This is a genomic window from Roseibium sp. SCP14 (assembly GCF_040329475.1).
Lineage (GTDB): Bacteria > Pseudomonadota > Alphaproteobacteria > Rhizobiales > Stappiaceae > Roseibium.
On the sequence record NZ_JBDZYH010000017.1, the window covers coordinates 1 to 15,393 of the forward strand.

Genomic DNA, 15,393 nt, shown 5'->3' on the forward strand with positions numbered 1-15,393 from the left:
CGGTCTGTCGGTGAGCATTGACAACAACGACCGGATCACAGTCGGAGCACACCTGGACGACGACAACGGCTCCTCCTCCGGTTCGGTGTATGTATTCGAACAAAGACCTGATGGAACCTATGCCGGACCAGACGGAACCGTTTATGGAACAACTGTATCAGCAGCAGTAACGGTGGTTGGGTCCACCTATGACAATGTACTGTCCGGCGGCGGAGGTAGCGATCTTCTGTCAGGATACGGTGGAAACGACACCCTCATTGGAAATGCTGGTGACGATACACTTACCGGTGGCACCGGCAGCGACACCTTTGTCTTCAAGATCGCTGATACTGGTCATGATACGGTGACCGACTTTAATGCCGGTGCGGGCAGCGAAGATGTACTATCCTTCGAAACATCACTCTTCGCTGACTTTGCGAGCTTGCTTGCCGCAACAAATGATGTTGGTTCAAACACTGTAATCACGATCGATGTGAACACGTCGATCGAATTGCAGGGTGTGTCATCGTCGGATCTGCATCAGGATGACTTTCAATTCATTTGATTAAGGTAGAGAGGGGATTGAGCCCCTCTCTAACCCTCGTGATTTGAGTCGCTTCTCCAATTTATCTTCTGATCACAGAGGCTAAACAACAGAGCGTGTCGGTGGATGACCATGCAGCTTTGCAGAAACAAATGTCACCAGCTCAATCAACTTCTCTCGTGCCAGAGTCGAACCAAAGTCGTGATAGCGCTCACGCACCAAAGGCATCGCATACTCACGCTTGGCCGGATGGATGGCATTGTTCGGACGGCGGCCGCGAGCCCGGTGCCGGATCCCGCCAGGACCATCGGAGCGGAACCGGTCCAGCAGGCGGTAGACGTGCCGTCTGGACATGTTCATGAGATGGGCCGCCGCCGTGACGCCGATATCGACCTGGGTCAGCAGTTCAATCCGCTTCAAGTCACGTTCGCTCATCAAAACCCAGCCCATGCCGCATCTCCCGTATCAAACGTCAAAACGGCAAGTGTGACACTTTAGACTGGCCTGTAACTTCTAATGTAAATGCAACAATAGCTTAGAAGCTGCCACAGGGCAGGGAGGTCAGCCCCCGGTCAGGTGTGCTGGTCGGGGTTGCTAAGCCTGTCCGGGGGCGGTTAGCGATACGAGCAACATTTGTAGTTTAAAACTAGCGGGAGAGTGTGCCTAATTTTCCTAAATTGAAGCGTATGAGGTATCGATGTTTCACCTGGATGCTGCGATTGCAGTCCTGTCGATTTCTGCATTGATGTCGACCATTCCAGCTTCGGCTGAAGATTGGGCGGGGCTTTCACCTAGAGGGCCAATCGGGATTAAGATTGAGAACGCACACCGTGTTTTTGAACAGTGTTCCAGGTCCACCCCAAAACCATCTGGGTCGCTTTGGCTACCATCTGAACAAGAGATTACTCATATGGAACAAAGGCTTGTTGAGTTTTTTGCCTCGCTGGACAATCATACGTTCTCAGATCGCAGATGGTCTGCCCTCGCTTATCGAGGGCAGCACGTAGGATACGGCTTCGGTTCTGAGCGCTACATATATGGCGCATATGTCCGCGAAAGTTTTGCGGGCAACCAGTCGGCTGGTGATGCCATTCTGCTATGTGACGGTGGTCCTGCCGCGTGGGGAATTCTCTTTAATGTTGAGACAGGAGAATTTTCCGAATTCGTCTCAAATGGCAGGTAATACTTCTGGAGCTAATGCGATCACTCACTGACTTCACGTCTAAACACCCCGGAAGGGGTGTAAAAGCCAAGGCACTTTCGCGGCGTGTTGTTCAACTGATCGATCAGTGACCGGATCGATTTCTCGGGAACCGACAAGACAGCGGTATCCCGCGGCAGATAGCGTCGGATCCGCCTGTTCATGTTCTCAACCGAGCCTTTATGCCACGGCGCAGACGGATCACAGAGCCAGACTTCAGACCCCATTCCTTTCTTCAGCTTCCTCCATGAGACAAACTCAAAACTGCGGTCGAAAGTTAGACTTTGACGTGCGTGCCGGGGCAAAGGGCTGAGTACATTGATAAGCTGATCCATGATTGGCCTGGATTGCCGGTCATTGTTCTTGAACAGGACCGTGAACCGACTTTTCCTCTCAAAAACAGTCGCTACATTGGCTTCACCGTGAAGCTTTTGGAAGATCATCAGGTCAGCCTCCCAATGACCGAACTCATTGCGATCATTGACTGAACCTGGCCGGAATATGATCGATCGTTCTATGGGAAAGATCAGGTTCTGAGATTTGCGGGCGTATCTCGAACGCCGCTTCTTGCGCCGCTCGGGTAGAAACCGTGCCAGCCTTTGTTGCTGTCCTTCGGGAGAATAGACGTATCGATAGATCGTTTCGTGGCAGATCCCAATTTTGGCTCCAGGCTCAACCTTCAGGCGTCCGGCTATCTGCTCAGGCGACCAGCCATCAATGAGCTTGGTGATTACTGCGGTTCGCAGATCCATACGGCGATGGAGTTTGCCGATAGTTGCGCCGGATCTCGCGGGAGATCGTTGCACGGTCGCGGCCGAGACGTCTGGCAATCTCGGACTGACTGAACTTCTGATCCAACATCCTGGAAATCGTGCGGCGTTCGTCAAAACTCAAATGAGAAAAGGTTCGGCTCAAAACAGGGCTCCCGAAAAGCAGGCAGCTTAGCGCCTTTGTTGCAGTTCGGGATAGAATGTGCCCGCTTACACACCTAATACGCATAATCTATCTTATGGAATATTTTTTTGTTTGTCGTAGCTCGAACCGAGCTGACTTTTAACCGCCCGGCTAAGCTGAGGTTTCCAGCCGCAAGAAGGCATTGGGTCCAATCGCCGCCGACGTTCGAGTCGACGCCTGACGCTGGTCTGTGGTTAGAACCTCGAATACTACTTTACAAGTGGTCATGCAGGTGTTGACGCCACTTAGCTGATGGCAGACAGTCACCGCCCAAATTCACATGTCAAATCGCATTCCCTGAGAGTTATTGTATGCCGCTTCGCGCTCTGATCTTGTTCTTCGCTTTCGCGCTCATTGCCATCCAGTCGGCTTCACCCGCACTTGCCCACACAGGCTCGGGATACGGAGGTGGCTTGATAGCCGGGTTCGCACATCCGATCCTGGGTTGGGATCACGTTGCAGCGATGGTTGCAGTTGGTCTATGGGGGGCGTTTTTGGGTTCGCCCTCAGTTTGGATTTTGCCTGTTGTGTTTCCGCTGGTCATGGCGTTCGGTGCCGTGGCGGGGATCATCGGCTTGCCACTGCCCGCAGTTGAGACCGGCATAGCACTTTCGGCTGTCGTTCTCGGCCTGATGATCGCGTTTGCTGTAAAATCCCCAATCTGGGTGGCGGCCGTTATTGTCGGCGCGTTCGCGGTCTTTCACGGCTATGCTCATGGAACGGAACTGCCGGCGACTGTGAATGCCTTTGCCTATGCCGTCGGCTTCGTGATTGCAACAGGTCTGCTGCACATGCTTGGCATCGGTTTCGGACTGCTCGTGAAGTGGCCAGCTGGAAGGGTTGCGGTTCGCGGTGCCGGCGGCATCATTTCGTTGGCAGGGATCGCATTTCTCACCGGAATCGCCTGAACATGAACAAAGGGTGGTTGTGTGCCGGACTGGCCATGGCGGTCGGGCCCGGCCCTGCTCACGCGCATAGCTCCGTTCCGGGCATCGACGGGTTCTATGTCGGCTTGTTGCATCCTTTCTCGACACCCTCGCAGGCTCTCGTAATTCTTGGCCTTGGGCTTCTGGCTGGCGGATTTGCTCCCTTCCGGGCGCGTTGGTTACTGGGTGCGTTCCTTGCCGCCACACTGCTTGGCTTGATTCTGGGAAGTAGGTCGCTGCCACTTGAAGCGATGATGTTTGCCATTGCTTTTCTGGCGAGTACCTCGTTCGCTTTGAGACCGGGAAACCTGTTGCCTCTAGCGATCGGACTGGTTGCGGTCGGTGGTGTCCTCATCGGCACTGTGTCCGTTCCCGACCCCGGACCGATACGCGATCGCCTTGTTACCATGACCGGGTCGACCATCGGTGCAAACATCGGACTGTTGTACGTGTTCGGTTTCGTCCTGTTTGTGAAAGAGCGCTACACATGGGACTGGGTCGGCGTAGCTTTGCGGGTCCTTTCGGCCTGGCTGGGCGCAATCTCGCTGGTTATGCTTGCACTGCAGTTTGCAGTGAGCAACACAGCTCCATGATTTTGATATGGTGACAGCACATGGAATGCTGAGGATGGGTGCGGTCAAATGCAAGTTGATGTGAAATTGCGAAACTTGCCCGGAACCGAAGCAGCTGTTGGTTGGGCCGGCGGCCACACCGTGATTGCCGACCGCCCCGAAGGAAAAGCTGGCGGATGCGGGCTTGGTTTCAACGGAGCTCAGCTTCTTGCCCTCGCACTAGGTGGATGTTTTTGCAACGACCTGCGCTATGTGGCCGAGGAATTGGGTGTGGGACTCGGAGAAGTGTCGGTTGATGTCTCACTTGAGTTGGCCGGTGAACCATTGATTGCCGTCGCCGCGCAAATATCCGTTGACTGTTCTACCGACGACGGATCCGACCCGGAGGTTATTGTCAAACGCGCGAAATCAAGCTGCATGGTAAGCAATTCGCTCGCACGTGGTGTGAAAGTAGCCATTTCAATGGCGGGTTAGATTGCCTTGCTGTTCCTGAAATTCAAAAAATAGCGAAAACCGGCTGGTACGAAGACAAGCATCCCTCGCATGAAAACACTTCTTATTGTTTATCATTCCAGAACCGGCGGCAGTCGGCAGATGGCGGAGGCTGCCGCCGAAGCGGCCAGGCCGGAGATCGCAACAATTCTCAAACAGGCCGATCAGGCGGGACCACAAGATCTTCTGGGCGCCGACGGATATATCTTTTGTGCGCCGGAAAACCTCGCGGCCATTGCCGGAGTGATGAAGGACTTCTTCGACCGCAGCTATTATCCGGTGTTGGGAAAAATCGAGGGACGCCCCTATGCCCAGATGGTTTGCGCCGGCTCGGATGGTCAAAACGCTGTTCGCCAAACTGCCAGGATCGCGACAGGCTGGCGGTTGAAGGAAGCCCTTCCACCGCTGATCGTCTGCACCCACGCACAGACTCCCGAGGAAATTCTCGCGCCCAAAACCATTCCGGAGGATCAACTCGCCCTGTGCCGTGAGCTCGGAGCGACGCTTGCCGCCGGCATGAGCATGGGGATTTTCTGATCATCCGAGAAAACCTTGGACAATCCGGCAGAACGGTAACGCCACGCAACCCTCCCCCATTGCTCGGGTCTGCGGCTCCACCATCGGATTACATTGCCTTCGAACATCCGCCAGAAGTTTTATTGATCGTTCGATCTATTTCACCAAAACATCTTACGTAAAGTGAGGGAAATCCCCGTTTCTTCGCTATCGATCGATTTACCTCACACACCGAAACCTCCACAAGATACGATGGTTAATGTTTAGTAAACATTTCCAGCTTATTTCGTCGTCGCAAACCTGCCATTGTTCCTTTTGGCGGTTTAAGTTTAGATTCGAAATAATTTTGATGCTTAGATAGCACCTATATTTGATCTAACCTCTCCCGCCAGAAGTAAATGGCGCAGAAAACGACGTTTGTCGCTTGCTGTGAACGGGAGGTCTTTGACTTTCCTCCATTTGAGGCCGGAACGGAAACGTTCCATCCAGAGGCAGACAGCTCAATGCAACTCGATAGAAGACGTTTTGCCGAGCTGTCCTGAATCAGCACCTTAGAATGCGGCATTGGGCCTGGAGATGCGGCGCCCGATGACAGGAAAGGTGCGTCCAAATTTAGGAGAGTACTATGTCACATCGTGGCGGTAGACAGGGACAAGCACAGGGCCAGCTGCAAGGCGAAGCTCAAGGTCAATTGCAGGGCCAGGCACAGGCTGAACTTCAGAAGCAGCTTCAGGGTCAAGGCCAGGGCCAGGGACAAGGCCAGGGTCAGGGACAAGGCCAGGGTCAGCACCAGTCTCAGGGCATGCATTCAACGTCGTTTAACGCAAACGGTAACCTGAATGGCAATGGCAACCTGAACGGTAATGGCAATGCCAACGGTAATGGTAACGCCAACGGTAACGGCAACCTGAACGGTAACGCCAATGGCAACGCCAACGGCAACCTGAATGCCAACGGCAACATCAACTACATCGACAACGATGTTGATAACAAGGTTGAAAACAAGGTTGAGACTGAAGTCGATACCAAAGTTGAAACCGAAATCGAAGTTGACATCAAAATCGATCTCGATCTTTCCACTCTTCCTGATGATGAAGACGTCATCGACGTTGAAGAAATGGGTATCTGGGGTGTTTCCGACTCCGTTGCTCAGGTCGACGCCGTTGTGCAGGAAGTTGGCGATCGCGGTAACAACTTCAACCTCGACCAGATCAACAACATGGCCGACAACGACCTCCAGGGCATCGCCAAGGTAGAGTTCAATGGCGGTCCTGCTGGCGTTGGCGTTGTGGGCGACATTGGCTGGAGCAACGACGATCTCGGCGGTGGCTTCATTCAAGCTGCATACGCTGAAGGCGGCGAAGCTAAAGCCAATAACGCTACAGCTCGTATCGGTGATGATGGCGACAACAGCAACGTCGGCAACGCTTCTGCAGACGGCGCGATCGATCAGTCCGCCTTCTCACAAGAAATCGTTCAGGGTGCGAACCTGCAGTACAACAGCGCAAGCATTGTTGGCGGCGATTCCTCCGTATCTGACGATGGCGACGCATAAGTCATAACATCAATGACCAAGCCGGCCCGCGCGGGTAACCGTGCGGGCCGGAATTCGTTTGAACGATTGCAATTGCAATATTCAAAACACGGTGCCGGGGCGCTCCGGAAGGTTTTGCAGGCATACCTAGCGCTGTTTCGCCAGACGTTTTTCTCTGTACGTTCGTGGCGTTTCACCGAACTTGGCCTTGAACCAGCGCGAAAAATGGCTGCTGTCGGAAAATCCGCATTCGTAGGAGATCTGCGTGATCGTACGTTTCGAGTTCATCAGCCGCCATCTTGCATGCTGAAGGCGCATGTCTCGCCAGACCTCCTGTGGTGTCGAATTGGCGTGCTGAAGAAAGACACGGTTCAGTTGGCGGACGGTTGAACCCAGTTTCTCAGCCAGGTGTTCCGTAGTGTCGGGTTCCCGAAGTTTCTGACGCATGATCTTGACCGCCTGCTCGACGCGCCAGTTGCCGCATTCTTCAAGATCCTGATAGGGCAACCGCCCGACTTCATGCGCTGAGCGATGTTCATCGACAACAAGTGCCGTCAAGCCCTTCATTCCGCGGGACCGCCCGCAGTGTTCGATCAAGATCTCCACGGCAAGATCGATCGCCGCTGTGCCGCCCGGGCAGGTCAGGATATCCCCTTCCGAGACATAAAGCTCATTTTCCACCGGGATGACCTTGGGAAACATCTCAACGAATTCCGGTCGATGGTGGGCATGAATGGCGGCCCTGCGTCCATCAAGTAATCCGGCGCGCGCCAACGCGAAGCTTCCGGTGCATAGGCCGACCAGCTTTGCTCCCCTGGCGTGGTGTTGGCGCAGGAATTCATAGGTGTCGGGGGAAATGTCGTTCAGATGGTCCAGCAAGCCTCCAACAACCACCACATAGTCATAATCGCCTGCTTCTGCGAAGGTTTTCCAGGGCGTGACTGAAAATCCCGCGCTTGAGGTAACCGGTGACAGATCGTGCCCGAGCACTTCCCAGTGGCAGAAAATCTGGCGACTCCTGTCCGCTTCGTCAGAGGAATGGCGCACAGCGTCCGCAAAGCCTGCAAGCGGCAGGAGCGTGAACGCCGGTGTCAGAACAAACGCAAATCGTACGTCCGGTTCGAAATCGTCAGGGCGTTGGGGCGCCTTGAATTCCATCTTGACCCTCAATTCGTCCGGTAAATGTCCGTAGTGTTCTATTATTAGTCTGCTTTGTTTTCCAAATTCATGGAAAACGCAAGGAGAAACGATGCGCTGGAGCAAAACCGTTACCGTGATCGGCGCCCATGCCGAGGGAGAGGTCGGCCGGGTTCTGACAGGTGGTGTGCTGGATGTTCCCGGCCACACGATGCTCGAAAAGCTGCAACACCTGCAGACCCATGACGAGCTGCGCCGGTTCGTGAACAACGAACCGCGAGGTTGTGCGCAAATGACAACCAATCTCCTGCTGCCACCGGTCACGGAGGAAGCGGATGCTGCGTTTATTCCGATGCAAGCAGACGGCAGCCACGCCATGTCCGGATCAAACGCGATGTGCGTGACCACCGTCCTTCTGGAAACCGGCATGATACCCATGCAGGAGCCCATCACGACAGTTGTGCTCGACACTGCGGCCGGACTTGTGAAAGCCGTGGCGACCTGTAAGCACGGCCGGGTTGAACTGGTGACTTTGGATTTCTTTCCGGCCTATGCGGAATATCTTGACGCCAAGCTTGAGGTGGAAGGCATCGGCACGCTCACCGTGGACGTCGCATTTGGCGGCGTTTTTTATGTACTTCCAAAGGCTCGGGATCTCGGGTTCCGGATTGGCCCGGACGTGGCACAGGATATGGTCAGTCTTGGTGCACAGATAAAAACAGCTGCAAAAGAGCAGCTGCCCGTGAGCCATCCGGAAGTTCCCGCGTTCAACAGCATTGAATTTCTCATGTTCACCGACGAAGTGGATCCTTCTGCCGGCATCTACAAAAACGCGACCATTATGCCACCCGGGCGTGTCGACCGCTCGCCATGCGGAACCGGAAGCGCGGCGCGGCTGGCTACAATGCACGCCAAGGGGCAAGCCAAGGTCGGTGAAAAGCTGCAAATGCTGTCGACGATCAACTCCAGGTTCGACGTATCGATCCTGTCTAAAACACGTGTTGGCGACAAAAACGCCATCGTTCCGCAGCTTTCGGGCCGCGCCTGGATCTACGCAATGATGCAATTGGGAGTAGACCCAAGCGACCCTTATCAGCTCGGCTACACGATGGCAGATACCTGGGGCACTGAAATCGAGCACAAGATCCCTGGAACCTAAGCGTGCTCACATCTTCCCTCAGCAACCTGAATGGCGGCCTGGCCGCCTTTTTTTTCGAAACACGAATAAAATTTACGTCTGATATGTACTGAACAAAGGCCATTTTGTTCAATTTTAGAGGTTCTTTCTCCTCCTATCCTTTTTTCATCACCGCCCTCTTAGGCGGTTCTGAATGGGAGGAAATCCATGCTTTCGAAGATCAATCGCCGCGCTATTCTGGGCACCGCCGCCGCCCTCGCAATCAGCCTTTCTGCCGTTTCCGCATTCGCTGAAACAACCTTGCGCCTGTCTCATCTTTCGCCTCCGGATAGCGACATGGACAAGTGGGCGCATCAGTTCGCTGACCGTGTCGCAAAAGAAACCGATGGGCGTGTCAACGTCCGGATATTTCCCGCAAGCCAGCTCGGTGACTGGGAAGAGGTGTACGAGCAACTCAGCCAGGGCGCCGTCGACCTCGCGATCCAGTCCATCTCGACAAAGTTCGATTCCCGTCTTGCGATCACCTGGTTCCCATACACCGCCGTCGACTATGACAGCGCGAAGGAAGCCTGGAACACAGACGGTTTCCTTTTCAACATCGTGGATGAGCTGGTCACGCCGCAGCAAATCAACGTGCTCGCCCCTTACGCGTTCGGTTTGGGAGGTATGGCGGTCGGCAAGCCAGTTTCAGATCCGAAGAACCCCGATGCCGATCACAGCGATCTCAAGATCCGGGTATGGCCTTCAGGCGTTCCGACACACAAACCGACACTCGAACGCCTTGGTTACTCAACAACGACCATGCCCTGGGCCGAGCTCTACACCGGCGTGCAGACGGGTGTGATCGATGGAATGGTCGGCGGCGTTCCGGAAAACGCAGTTCGGGACTGGAACGGTGTTGTCGATACCTGGCTGCAGATAAACGACCATTTTGAGATCAATTGGCTGCTCGGGTCGGCGATGTCTCTGTCCCGCCTTTCCACTGAAGACAAGGCAATTGTCTCACAGATCGCCAAGGAGCTGGCAACCGAGCGTTTCAACGCTGTCGAGGCAGCAGACAACGCCTATCTGAAGCAACTGGAAGACAGCGGTGTCACGGTCGTTACCTATAGCCGTGAAGAGATCAACGAGTTGGCCGATGCCGTGCGCGCCGATGCCTGGCCGCAAATGAAGGGCGAGATCGGCGACCAGCTCTACGAACTGATCCAGAACTATTACGCAAATTGAGATTGAGCGGAGCCGGTATTCCCGGCTCCCACTCTTTTTCGGGGAGGAATGTCGATGCTTGAAGAGCGTCAGACTCAAATCCAGCACCCGCTCTGGAAGCTCAAATTGAACATCCTGAAGTTCGTGATGTTCATCAGCTCCATAGCGTTCACCCTGGCCGTTTTTCTGCAGGTCGTTGCGAGATATGTCTTCAACTATTCACTGTTCGGGATCGAGGAATTTGCAAGTTTTGCCGGTGTGATCATGTATTTTGTCGGCGCGGCCTATGCCACGCACGAACGAAGCCACATCTCGGCCAGCCTGATCGATACGATCTTCGGAGAAGGAAGAATTACAGCGGGCGTGCATGCATTCACCCGACTGCTGGCCTTTCTTCTCACATTCTACATCTTGAACTCGCTATGGGACCTGCTGGTGTTCACTGACCGCATGGGGACAAGGTCGACCGAACTTCGCGTGCCGATGATCTGGATTTACGGAACCATGTTTGTCGGTCTGGCCCTCACCGCTTTCTATTTCCTGCTTGAGTTTCTGGACAGTCTGCGCGCCACCATCTGGCACGTGCCGAGCGAGGAGATCGTCAAATGAGCCCCTTAATCCTCATGGACGTTGCGCTCCTCGTCACTCTGATGATCCTCGGTGTTCCGGTCGCGCTGACCTTTGTTGCCGCTGCCGCGTTTCTCGTCATTTTCGGAAACTACGGCTCGACAACGTTCCTGATCACCGCCGGTTATTCGAAGGTGTCCTCGGTGGTTCTGCTGGCGATTCCGCTTTACATCCTGGCGGGCGGTATCATGACCCAAGGCGGGATCGCAAAGCGGTTGCTTGAACTGGCCGACAGCATTCTCGGACGTTACCGCTCCGGGCTCGGTGTTGTCACGGTGATAACGACAGCCATTTTCGGTGCAATCTCGGGCATGGCCTCCTCGGCGGTTGCCGCAATCGGTTCCATCGCCATCCCGCGCATGGTCGAACAGGGCTACGACCGGGGTTATGCGACTTCACTGGTCAGTTGCTCTGCGGTTCTCGCCCTTCTGATACCTCCGAGCGCAACAATGATCCTCTATGGCTGGGTGACGGGAACGTCCATTGCCGCGTGCTTCCTGGCTCCCCTCGTCCCAGCCCTGATCCTGATTGCCCTGTTTTCATTCTGGAACATGGTCCTCACCAGGAAGATGGACATAGAAGTCGCGGATCCTCAGCCGCTCCAGATGCAAGTCAAGAACGTGTTCCAGCGCACTCGCGAGGCGGGGTTTGGCCTGGCGATGCCGCTCATCATTCTGGGATTTATCTACGGAGGCATAACAACACCGACCGAAGCGGCAGCGGTTGCCGTCGTTTACGCGCTGCCGGTCGCATTCCTGATCTACCGCGAGCTGACCTTCAGATCCTTCTACGACGTGGTCTGGAAATCGGCTCAGGTCACGTCTGTCCTGATGCTGGTGATCTTTACCGCAAACATGCTGGCACGCGTTCTGACGCTCGAAGAAGTACCTCAGCAGATCCTGCAGTCGATGCTCATGATTTCCGAAAACCCGATCATTCTCCTGCTGCTGGTCAATGCGTTCCTGTTGCTGATCGGTATGTTCATGGAAGACGTATCAGGAATTCTTCTGGCCGCGCCCCTTCTGTTGCCAGTCGTTACCGAAGCTGGTGTTCACCCTGTCCATTTCGCCGCAATCATCGGCGTCAACCTGGGTATGGGACTGATTACACCGCCGACTGCTCCAATTCTCTATTTCGGAACTCTGATCGGGCAGACGTCCCTTGCCAAAGTGGTCAAACCGACGCTGGTTTTCGTGTTCCTTGCCTATTTTCCGGTGGTGCTGCTGACGACTTTCATTCCGTCCCTGTCCCTCTGGCTGCCCTCACTGATTACTGGTCTTTGAGAAAAGGGAACACCATGAAACTGAAAATTCTTGTTCCCGTAGATGTTGAAGAGCCACGGTCCTGGACAGAGATCCTGCCCGAACTGCGACAACACGCCAAGGGAAACGAAATCGAACTGACGGTCTCAACGGTCGTGCCCGAACTTGGTACGGTCATCGCACAGGCCGCGCAGGCAGCTCCCCTGGTTTCGACCCTTCCGGCAGACCTGAAAGAAAAGGCACTGTCGGTGGCGCGCTCCCGCCTGACCGAACTGGCGAGTACTACCGAGTTCGGCCCGATACATTTCGTCGTTCGCTCCGGAACAATCTATTCCGAAATCCTGCAAACCGCTGAAGAGATGTCGGTGGACCTGATCGTGCTGAAATCTCACATGCCCGGCATTGGCGACTATCTGCTCGGGCCAAACGCCGCCAAGATTGTCCGACACTCCAGATGCTCTGTTTTGGTGGTGCGCCCCAGATAGCGAGATCCATAAATGAATGCACCTCTTCACGCCCGATGCGGTTTCCGCACGGGCCCGCTTTCCGTCGCGGTCGTGATGACCGGCGGAACCATCGCAAAGAGCTATGATCCTGCCAAGGCGAAGCTTGTGAACGCCGAACCGAAGGTTACGGAAATCATTGCAGACCTGCGTGCCGATGATCTCAGGTTCGACTTCTTCGATCTGATGCATCTGGATTCCCTTGAGATTAGGGATGCCGAACGCGTGCAGATCGCTGACGCCGTCGCTGCCGCCTGCAAAACCCACGATGCTGTTCTGGTAACCCATGGCACCGACAGCATGGCTGAAAGCGGAGCCTTTCTGTGTGAACGGATGCAGGACATTCCGGTGCCGGTCGTTTTCACCGGAGCCATGGTTCCCTTTGCGCTCAAGAGCTCGGACGCGTCACAGAACATCGCCGAAGCGCTCCTGGCCATTCGCTTCCTACCCCCCGGAGCTTATGTCGTTCTGCACAATCGCGTCTTGAGACTGCCCGGCGTCCATAAGGACCACAAAAAACTGACCTTTGAGGAGGCATGATCCATGACCCGGATCGAAACAGACAGCATTGGCGCCCGCGAACTGCCTGAAGCTTCGCTCTTTGGCGTCAACACCCTGAGGGCAACTGAAAATTTCGATATTTCGCCGCTGAAGATCGGCAATGAACCGGCTTTCGTACGCGCGCTTGCAGCGATCAAGAAAGCGGCAGCGAAAGCAAACGGTGAAACTGGCGTGATCCCGCACACGATCCGCAATGCGATTGTCACCGCGTGTGACGAGATTCTGGCGGGACAGCATCACGGGCAATTTGTGGTCGACCTTCTGGAAGGGTCCGGCGGCACGTCGATCAACATGAACACCAATGAAGTGATCGCCAACCGGGCACTTCAAATCATCGGACACCGGGCCGGGCAGTACGATCTGCTCAATCCGAACGACCACGTCAATTCAGGCCAATCAACCAATGATGTGGTTCCAGCTGCGGTCAAGCTCGCCGTGCTGGAAAAGGCGCCTCTTCTCCTGAGTTCCCTCGCCCATCTGGCTGAAGTGATGCAGCAAAGGGCCGAGGCGTTTGGCAACGTCCTCAAGATTGGGCGCACCTGCATGCAGGCAGCGCAGCCCATGACGCTTGGACAGGAGTTCGAGGGATACTCTTCGGCTCTTTTCAGAGCACGAGACAAGATCAGGGCCGCCGTTGAAGATCTGGCGGTCCTGCCGCTTGGCGGCACCGCAATCGGAACCGGTCTGGGTGCACACCCAGGTTACAAGGAGGCCGTCTACCGGCATCTTTCCAGCGATATCGGGCTGGCGCTACGTCCGGCCGACAACATGTTCGACGGAATGCAGAATTCCGACAGCTTTGCTCGCGTTTCATCGGAAATCCGCATCGCGGCCGAAGTCATCGGCAAGATCAGCCTCGACCTGATTATCCTTTCATCCGGAACCAAATCGGGGATCGGCGAAATCAAGCTTCCTGCTGTCCAGCCGGGATCATCAATCATGCCCGGGAAAGTGAACCCGGTTCTGCCGATGATGATGCAACAAGTGGCTTATGCGGTTGTTGGAAACGATGCCGCCGTGTCACTGGCCTCGATGAGTGGTCAGCTGGAAATCAATCACTTTGAACCTGTGATCGCATCGCGCATGTTCGACAGCATGGATCTGCTGACCCGGGGATGCCGGATTTTTGCCGACAAGTGCATTTCAGGCATTCAGGCGCTTGAAGAACAGGCTCTTGAAAACCTGATGGGCTCATCCGCGCTCGCCACAGTGTTTGTGCCCAAATTCGGCTATGCCAAAGTCTCCAAACTCGTAAAACAGGCGGAAGCGGAGGGGAAACTCTTCATCGACTTGCTTGTTGAGATGGGTCTTCTGACAAAAGAAGAAGTCATTGATGCTCTGCGCGATGCGGCAAATCCGCAGCGCACGGCCTAAGGACAGGAAGACAGCGGGCTGAACCGGTTGTTCTAAGCACGGTACTTGCTCGGAGGAGCTCTTCTCCGAGCAAAATTTTGTGCCGCCGGATACTTCCTCTACAGGACCTTGCCAAGAAATTCCTTCGTCCGCGGGTCCTGTGCGTTGTCAAAGAACGTCGCCGGCGGACCATGTTCCACGATCACGCCTTTGTCGGTGAAGTAGATATGATCGGCAACCTCGCGGGCAAAACCCATTTCATGGGTTACAAGAATGCAGGTCATGCCTTCAGCAGCCAGTTCCTTGATCGTCAGGAGGACCTCCTTGACCGTTTCCGGATCAAGCGCAGCCGTCACTTCATCGAACAGCATCACATCAGGATTCATCGCAAGAGAGCGCGCAATGGCGACGCGCTGCTGCTGACCGCCAGAAAGCTCGCCCGGATAACTGTCTTCCTTGCCTTCCAGCCGCACTTTCTTCATCAGTGCCCGCGCTCTTTGTTCCACCTCTGACTTGTTCTGCTTCAAGACCTTCAGCGGTGCCATCATGACGTTCTGCAGCGCGGTCTTGTGCGGAAACAGATTGTACTGCTGAAAGACCATGCCGACCTTCTTGCGCAAGGCGAGCTTGTCCAGATTGTCGTCATGCACCTCCTGTCCCTCGACGCTGATCGATCCCGCCTGGATATCGTTGAGCGCGTTGATGCAGCGGATCAAGGTCGACTTTCCCGACCCGGAAGGGCCGATGATGCAGACCACCTCCCCTTTCATGATGTCCATGGAAATGCCCTTGATGACCTCGAATGCACCGAAGGACTTGTGGACGTTGGTGAGGGAAACGATGGGTTGGTCAGGTGTCCAATTCATGTTGCGCGTTCCTTGGGTCATG

General features: G+C 55.0%; 16 protein-coding genes and 2 pseudogenes. 14 read left to right on the top strand and 4 right to left on the bottom strand.

The features are described from left to right. Positions 1–544 (top strand): annotated as a pseudogene (locus tag ABLQ08_RS32125) (calcium-binding protein); the annotation flags it as partial. Positions 545–625: 81 nt separating this feature from the next. Here the strand turns inward: ABLQ08_RS32125 and ABLQ08_RS32130 are convergent. Then, positions 626–973, bottom strand: coding sequence for a helix-turn-helix domain-containing protein (locus tag ABLQ08_RS32130; protein WP_352950861.1), 348 nt, complete (start codon positions 971–973; stop codon positions 626–628). Between the two features lie 247 nt (positions 974–1,220). Between ABLQ08_RS32130 and ABLQ08_RS32135 the strand changes: the two genes are divergently transcribed. Continuing rightward, positions 1,221–1,706, top strand: a complete 486-nt coding sequence (locus ABLQ08_RS32135) for a hypothetical protein (RefSeq protein WP_352950862.1) — start codon at positions 1,221–1,223, stop codon at positions 1,704–1,706. A gap of 20 nt (positions 1,707–1,726) precedes the next feature. Here ABLQ08_RS32135 and ABLQ08_RS32140 read toward each other — a convergent pair. Then, positions 1,727–2,639: pseudogene (locus tag ABLQ08_RS32140) on the bottom strand (IS30 family transposase). 350 nt (positions 2,640–2,989) lie between these two features. Between ABLQ08_RS32140 and ABLQ08_RS32145 the strand changes: the two are divergent. The 5 genes from ABLQ08_RS32145 (at position 2,990) to ABLQ08_RS32165 (ending at position 6,739) form a co-directional block, all read left to right on the top strand. Continuing rightward, positions 2,990–3,586 carry a HupE/UreJ family protein gene (locus ABLQ08_RS32145; RefSeq protein WP_352950863.1) on the top strand — a complete coding sequence of 199 codons (597 nt, stop codon included), beginning with the start codon at positions 2,990–2,992 and terminating at the stop codon, positions 3,584–3,586. A gap of 2 nt (positions 3,587–3,588) precedes the next feature. Beyond that, positions 3,589–4,197: a HupE/UreJ family protein gene (locus ABLQ08_RS32150; protein ID WP_352950864.1), complete on the top strand. Its 609-nt coding sequence runs from the start codon at positions 3,589–3,591 to the stop codon at positions 4,195–4,197. A gap of 48 nt (positions 4,198–4,245) precedes the next feature. Then, complete coding sequence (locus ABLQ08_RS32155) at positions 4,246–4,650, top strand: OsmC family protein (protein ID WP_352950865.1); 405 nt, start codon at positions 4,246–4,248, stop codon at positions 4,648–4,650. Positions 4,651–4,719: 69 nt separating this feature from the next. Next, positions 4,720–5,205, top strand: a complete 486-nt coding sequence (locus ABLQ08_RS32160) for a flavodoxin family protein (RefSeq protein WP_352950866.1) — start codon at positions 4,720–4,722, stop codon at positions 5,203–5,205. A gap of 604 nt (positions 5,206–5,809) precedes the next feature. Beyond that, positions 5,810–6,739, top strand: a complete 930-nt coding sequence (locus tag ABLQ08_RS32165) for a hypothetical protein (protein ID WP_352950867.1) — start codon at positions 5,810–5,812, stop codon at positions 6,737–6,739. Between the two features lie 126 nt (positions 6,740–6,865). On the opposite strand, the gene ABLQ08_RS32170 is transcribed toward ABLQ08_RS32165, so the two are convergent. Next, a complete protein-coding gene (locus ABLQ08_RS32170; RefSeq protein ID WP_352950868.1) occupies positions 6,866–7,876 on the bottom strand; it encodes a GlxA family transcriptional regulator in 1,011 nt (336 codons plus the stop codon). A gap of 91 nt (positions 7,877–7,967) precedes the next feature. On the opposite strand from ABLQ08_RS32170, the gene ABLQ08_RS32175 reads away from it, so the two are divergent. The 7 genes from ABLQ08_RS32175 to ABLQ08_RS32205 all read left to right on the top strand — a co-directional run bounded on the left by ABLQ08_RS32175 (position 7,968) and on the right by ABLQ08_RS32205 (position 14,526). Continuing rightward, a complete protein-coding gene (locus ABLQ08_RS32175; RefSeq protein WP_352950869.1) occupies positions 7,968–9,014 on the top strand; it encodes a proline racemase family protein in 1,047 nt (348 codons plus the stop codon). A 186-nt stretch (positions 9,015–9,200) separates the two neighbouring features. After that, positions 9,201–10,220: a TRAP transporter substrate-binding protein DctP gene (gene dctP, locus ABLQ08_RS32180; protein WP_352950870.1), complete on the top strand. Its 1,020-nt coding sequence runs from the start codon at positions 9,201–9,203 to the stop codon at positions 10,218–10,220. Between the two features lie 54 nt (positions 10,221–10,274). Next, on the top strand, positions 10,275–10,808 hold the full coding sequence (locus ABLQ08_RS32185; RefSeq protein WP_352950871.1) for a TRAP transporter small permease: 534 nt from the start codon (positions 10,275–10,277) through the stop codon (positions 10,806–10,808). Next, positions 10,805–12,109, top strand: a complete 1,305-nt coding sequence (locus ABLQ08_RS32190) for a TRAP transporter large permease (RefSeq protein WP_352950872.1) — start codon at positions 10,805–10,807, stop codon at positions 12,107–12,109. Before ABLQ08_RS32185 ends, ABLQ08_RS32190 begins: the two co-directional genes overlap by 4 nt. Before the next feature lie 14 nt (positions 12,110–12,123). Beyond that, complete coding sequence (locus tag ABLQ08_RS32195; RefSeq protein WP_352950873.1) at positions 12,124–12,573, top strand: universal stress protein; 450 nt, start codon at positions 12,124–12,126, stop codon at positions 12,571–12,573. Between the two features lie 12 nt (positions 12,574–12,585). Then, entirely contained in the window at positions 12,586–13,131 is a 546-nt protein-coding gene (locus ABLQ08_RS32200; RefSeq protein WP_352950874.1) for an asparaginase, read from the top strand. 3 nt (positions 13,132–13,134) lie between these two features. Next, positions 13,135–14,526, top strand: a complete 1,392-nt coding sequence (locus tag ABLQ08_RS32205; RefSeq protein WP_352950875.1) for an aspartate ammonia-lyase — start codon at positions 13,135–13,137, stop codon at positions 14,524–14,526. Positions 14,527–14,624: 98 nt separating this feature from the next. On the opposite strand, the gene ABLQ08_RS32210 is transcribed toward ABLQ08_RS32205, so the two are convergent. Continuing rightward, positions 14,625–15,371 carry an amino acid ABC transporter ATP-binding protein gene (locus ABLQ08_RS32210; protein WP_352950876.1) on the bottom strand — a complete coding sequence of 249 codons (747 nt, stop codon included), beginning with the start codon at positions 15,369–15,371 and terminating at the stop codon, positions 14,625–14,627. Positions 15,372–15,393 lie beyond the last annotated feature (22 nt).

Excerpts from the sequence above, each read along its gene's own strand:
- ABLQ08_RS32130 (WP_352950861.1), bottom strand. The coding sequence starts at position 973 with ATGGGCTGGGTTTTGATGAGCGAACGTGACTTGAAGCGGATTGAACTG.
- ABLQ08_RS32135 (WP_352950862.1), top strand. The coding sequence starts at position 1,221 with ATGTTTCACCTGGATGCTGCGATTGCAGTCCTGTCGATTTCTGCATTG.
- ABLQ08_RS32145 (WP_352950863.1), top strand. The coding sequence starts at position 2,990 with ATGCCGCTTCGCGCTCTGATCTTGTTCTTCGCTTTCGCGCTCATTGCC.
- ABLQ08_RS32150 (WP_352950864.1), top strand. The coding sequence starts at position 3,589 with ATGAACAAAGGGTGGTTGTGTGCCGGACTGGCCATGGCGGTCGGGCCC.
- ABLQ08_RS32155 (WP_352950865.1), top strand. The coding sequence starts at position 4,246 with ATGCAAGTTGATGTGAAATTGCGAAACTTGCCCGGAACCGAAGCAGCT.
- ABLQ08_RS32160 (WP_352950866.1), top strand. The coding sequence starts at position 4,720 with ATGAAAACACTTCTTATTGTTTATCATTCCAGAACCGGCGGCAGTCGG.
- ABLQ08_RS32165 (WP_352950867.1), top strand. The coding sequence starts at position 5,810 with ATGTCACATCGTGGCGGTAGACAGGGACAAGCACAGGGCCAGCTGCAA.
- ABLQ08_RS32170 (WP_352950868.1), bottom strand. The coding sequence starts at position 7,876 with ATGGAATTCAAGGCGCCCCAACGCCCTGACGATTTCGAACCGGACGTA.
- ABLQ08_RS32175 (WP_352950869.1), top strand. The coding sequence starts at position 7,968 with ATGCGCTGGAGCAAAACCGTTACCGTGATCGGCGCCCATGCCGAGGGA.
- dctP (WP_352950870.1), top strand. The coding sequence starts at position 9,201 with ATGCTTTCGAAGATCAATCGCCGCGCTATTCTGGGCACCGCCGCCGCC.
- ABLQ08_RS32185 (WP_352950871.1), top strand. The coding sequence starts at position 10,275 with ATGCTTGAAGAGCGTCAGACTCAAATCCAGCACCCGCTCTGGAAGCTC.
- ABLQ08_RS32190 (WP_352950872.1), top strand. The coding sequence starts at position 10,805 with ATGAGCCCCTTAATCCTCATGGACGTTGCGCTCCTCGTCACTCTGATG.
- ABLQ08_RS32195 (WP_352950873.1), top strand. The coding sequence starts at position 12,124 with ATGAAACTGAAAATTCTTGTTCCCGTAGATGTTGAAGAGCCACGGTCC.
- ABLQ08_RS32200 (WP_352950874.1), top strand. The coding sequence starts at position 12,586 with ATGAATGCACCTCTTCACGCCCGATGCGGTTTCCGCACGGGCCCGCTT.
- ABLQ08_RS32205 (WP_352950875.1), top strand. The coding sequence starts at position 13,135 with ATGACCCGGATCGAAACAGACAGCATTGGCGCCCGCGAACTGCCTGAA.
- ABLQ08_RS32210 (WP_352950876.1), bottom strand. The coding sequence starts at position 15,371 with ATGAATTGGACACCTGACCAACCCATCGTTTCCCTCACCAACGTCCAC.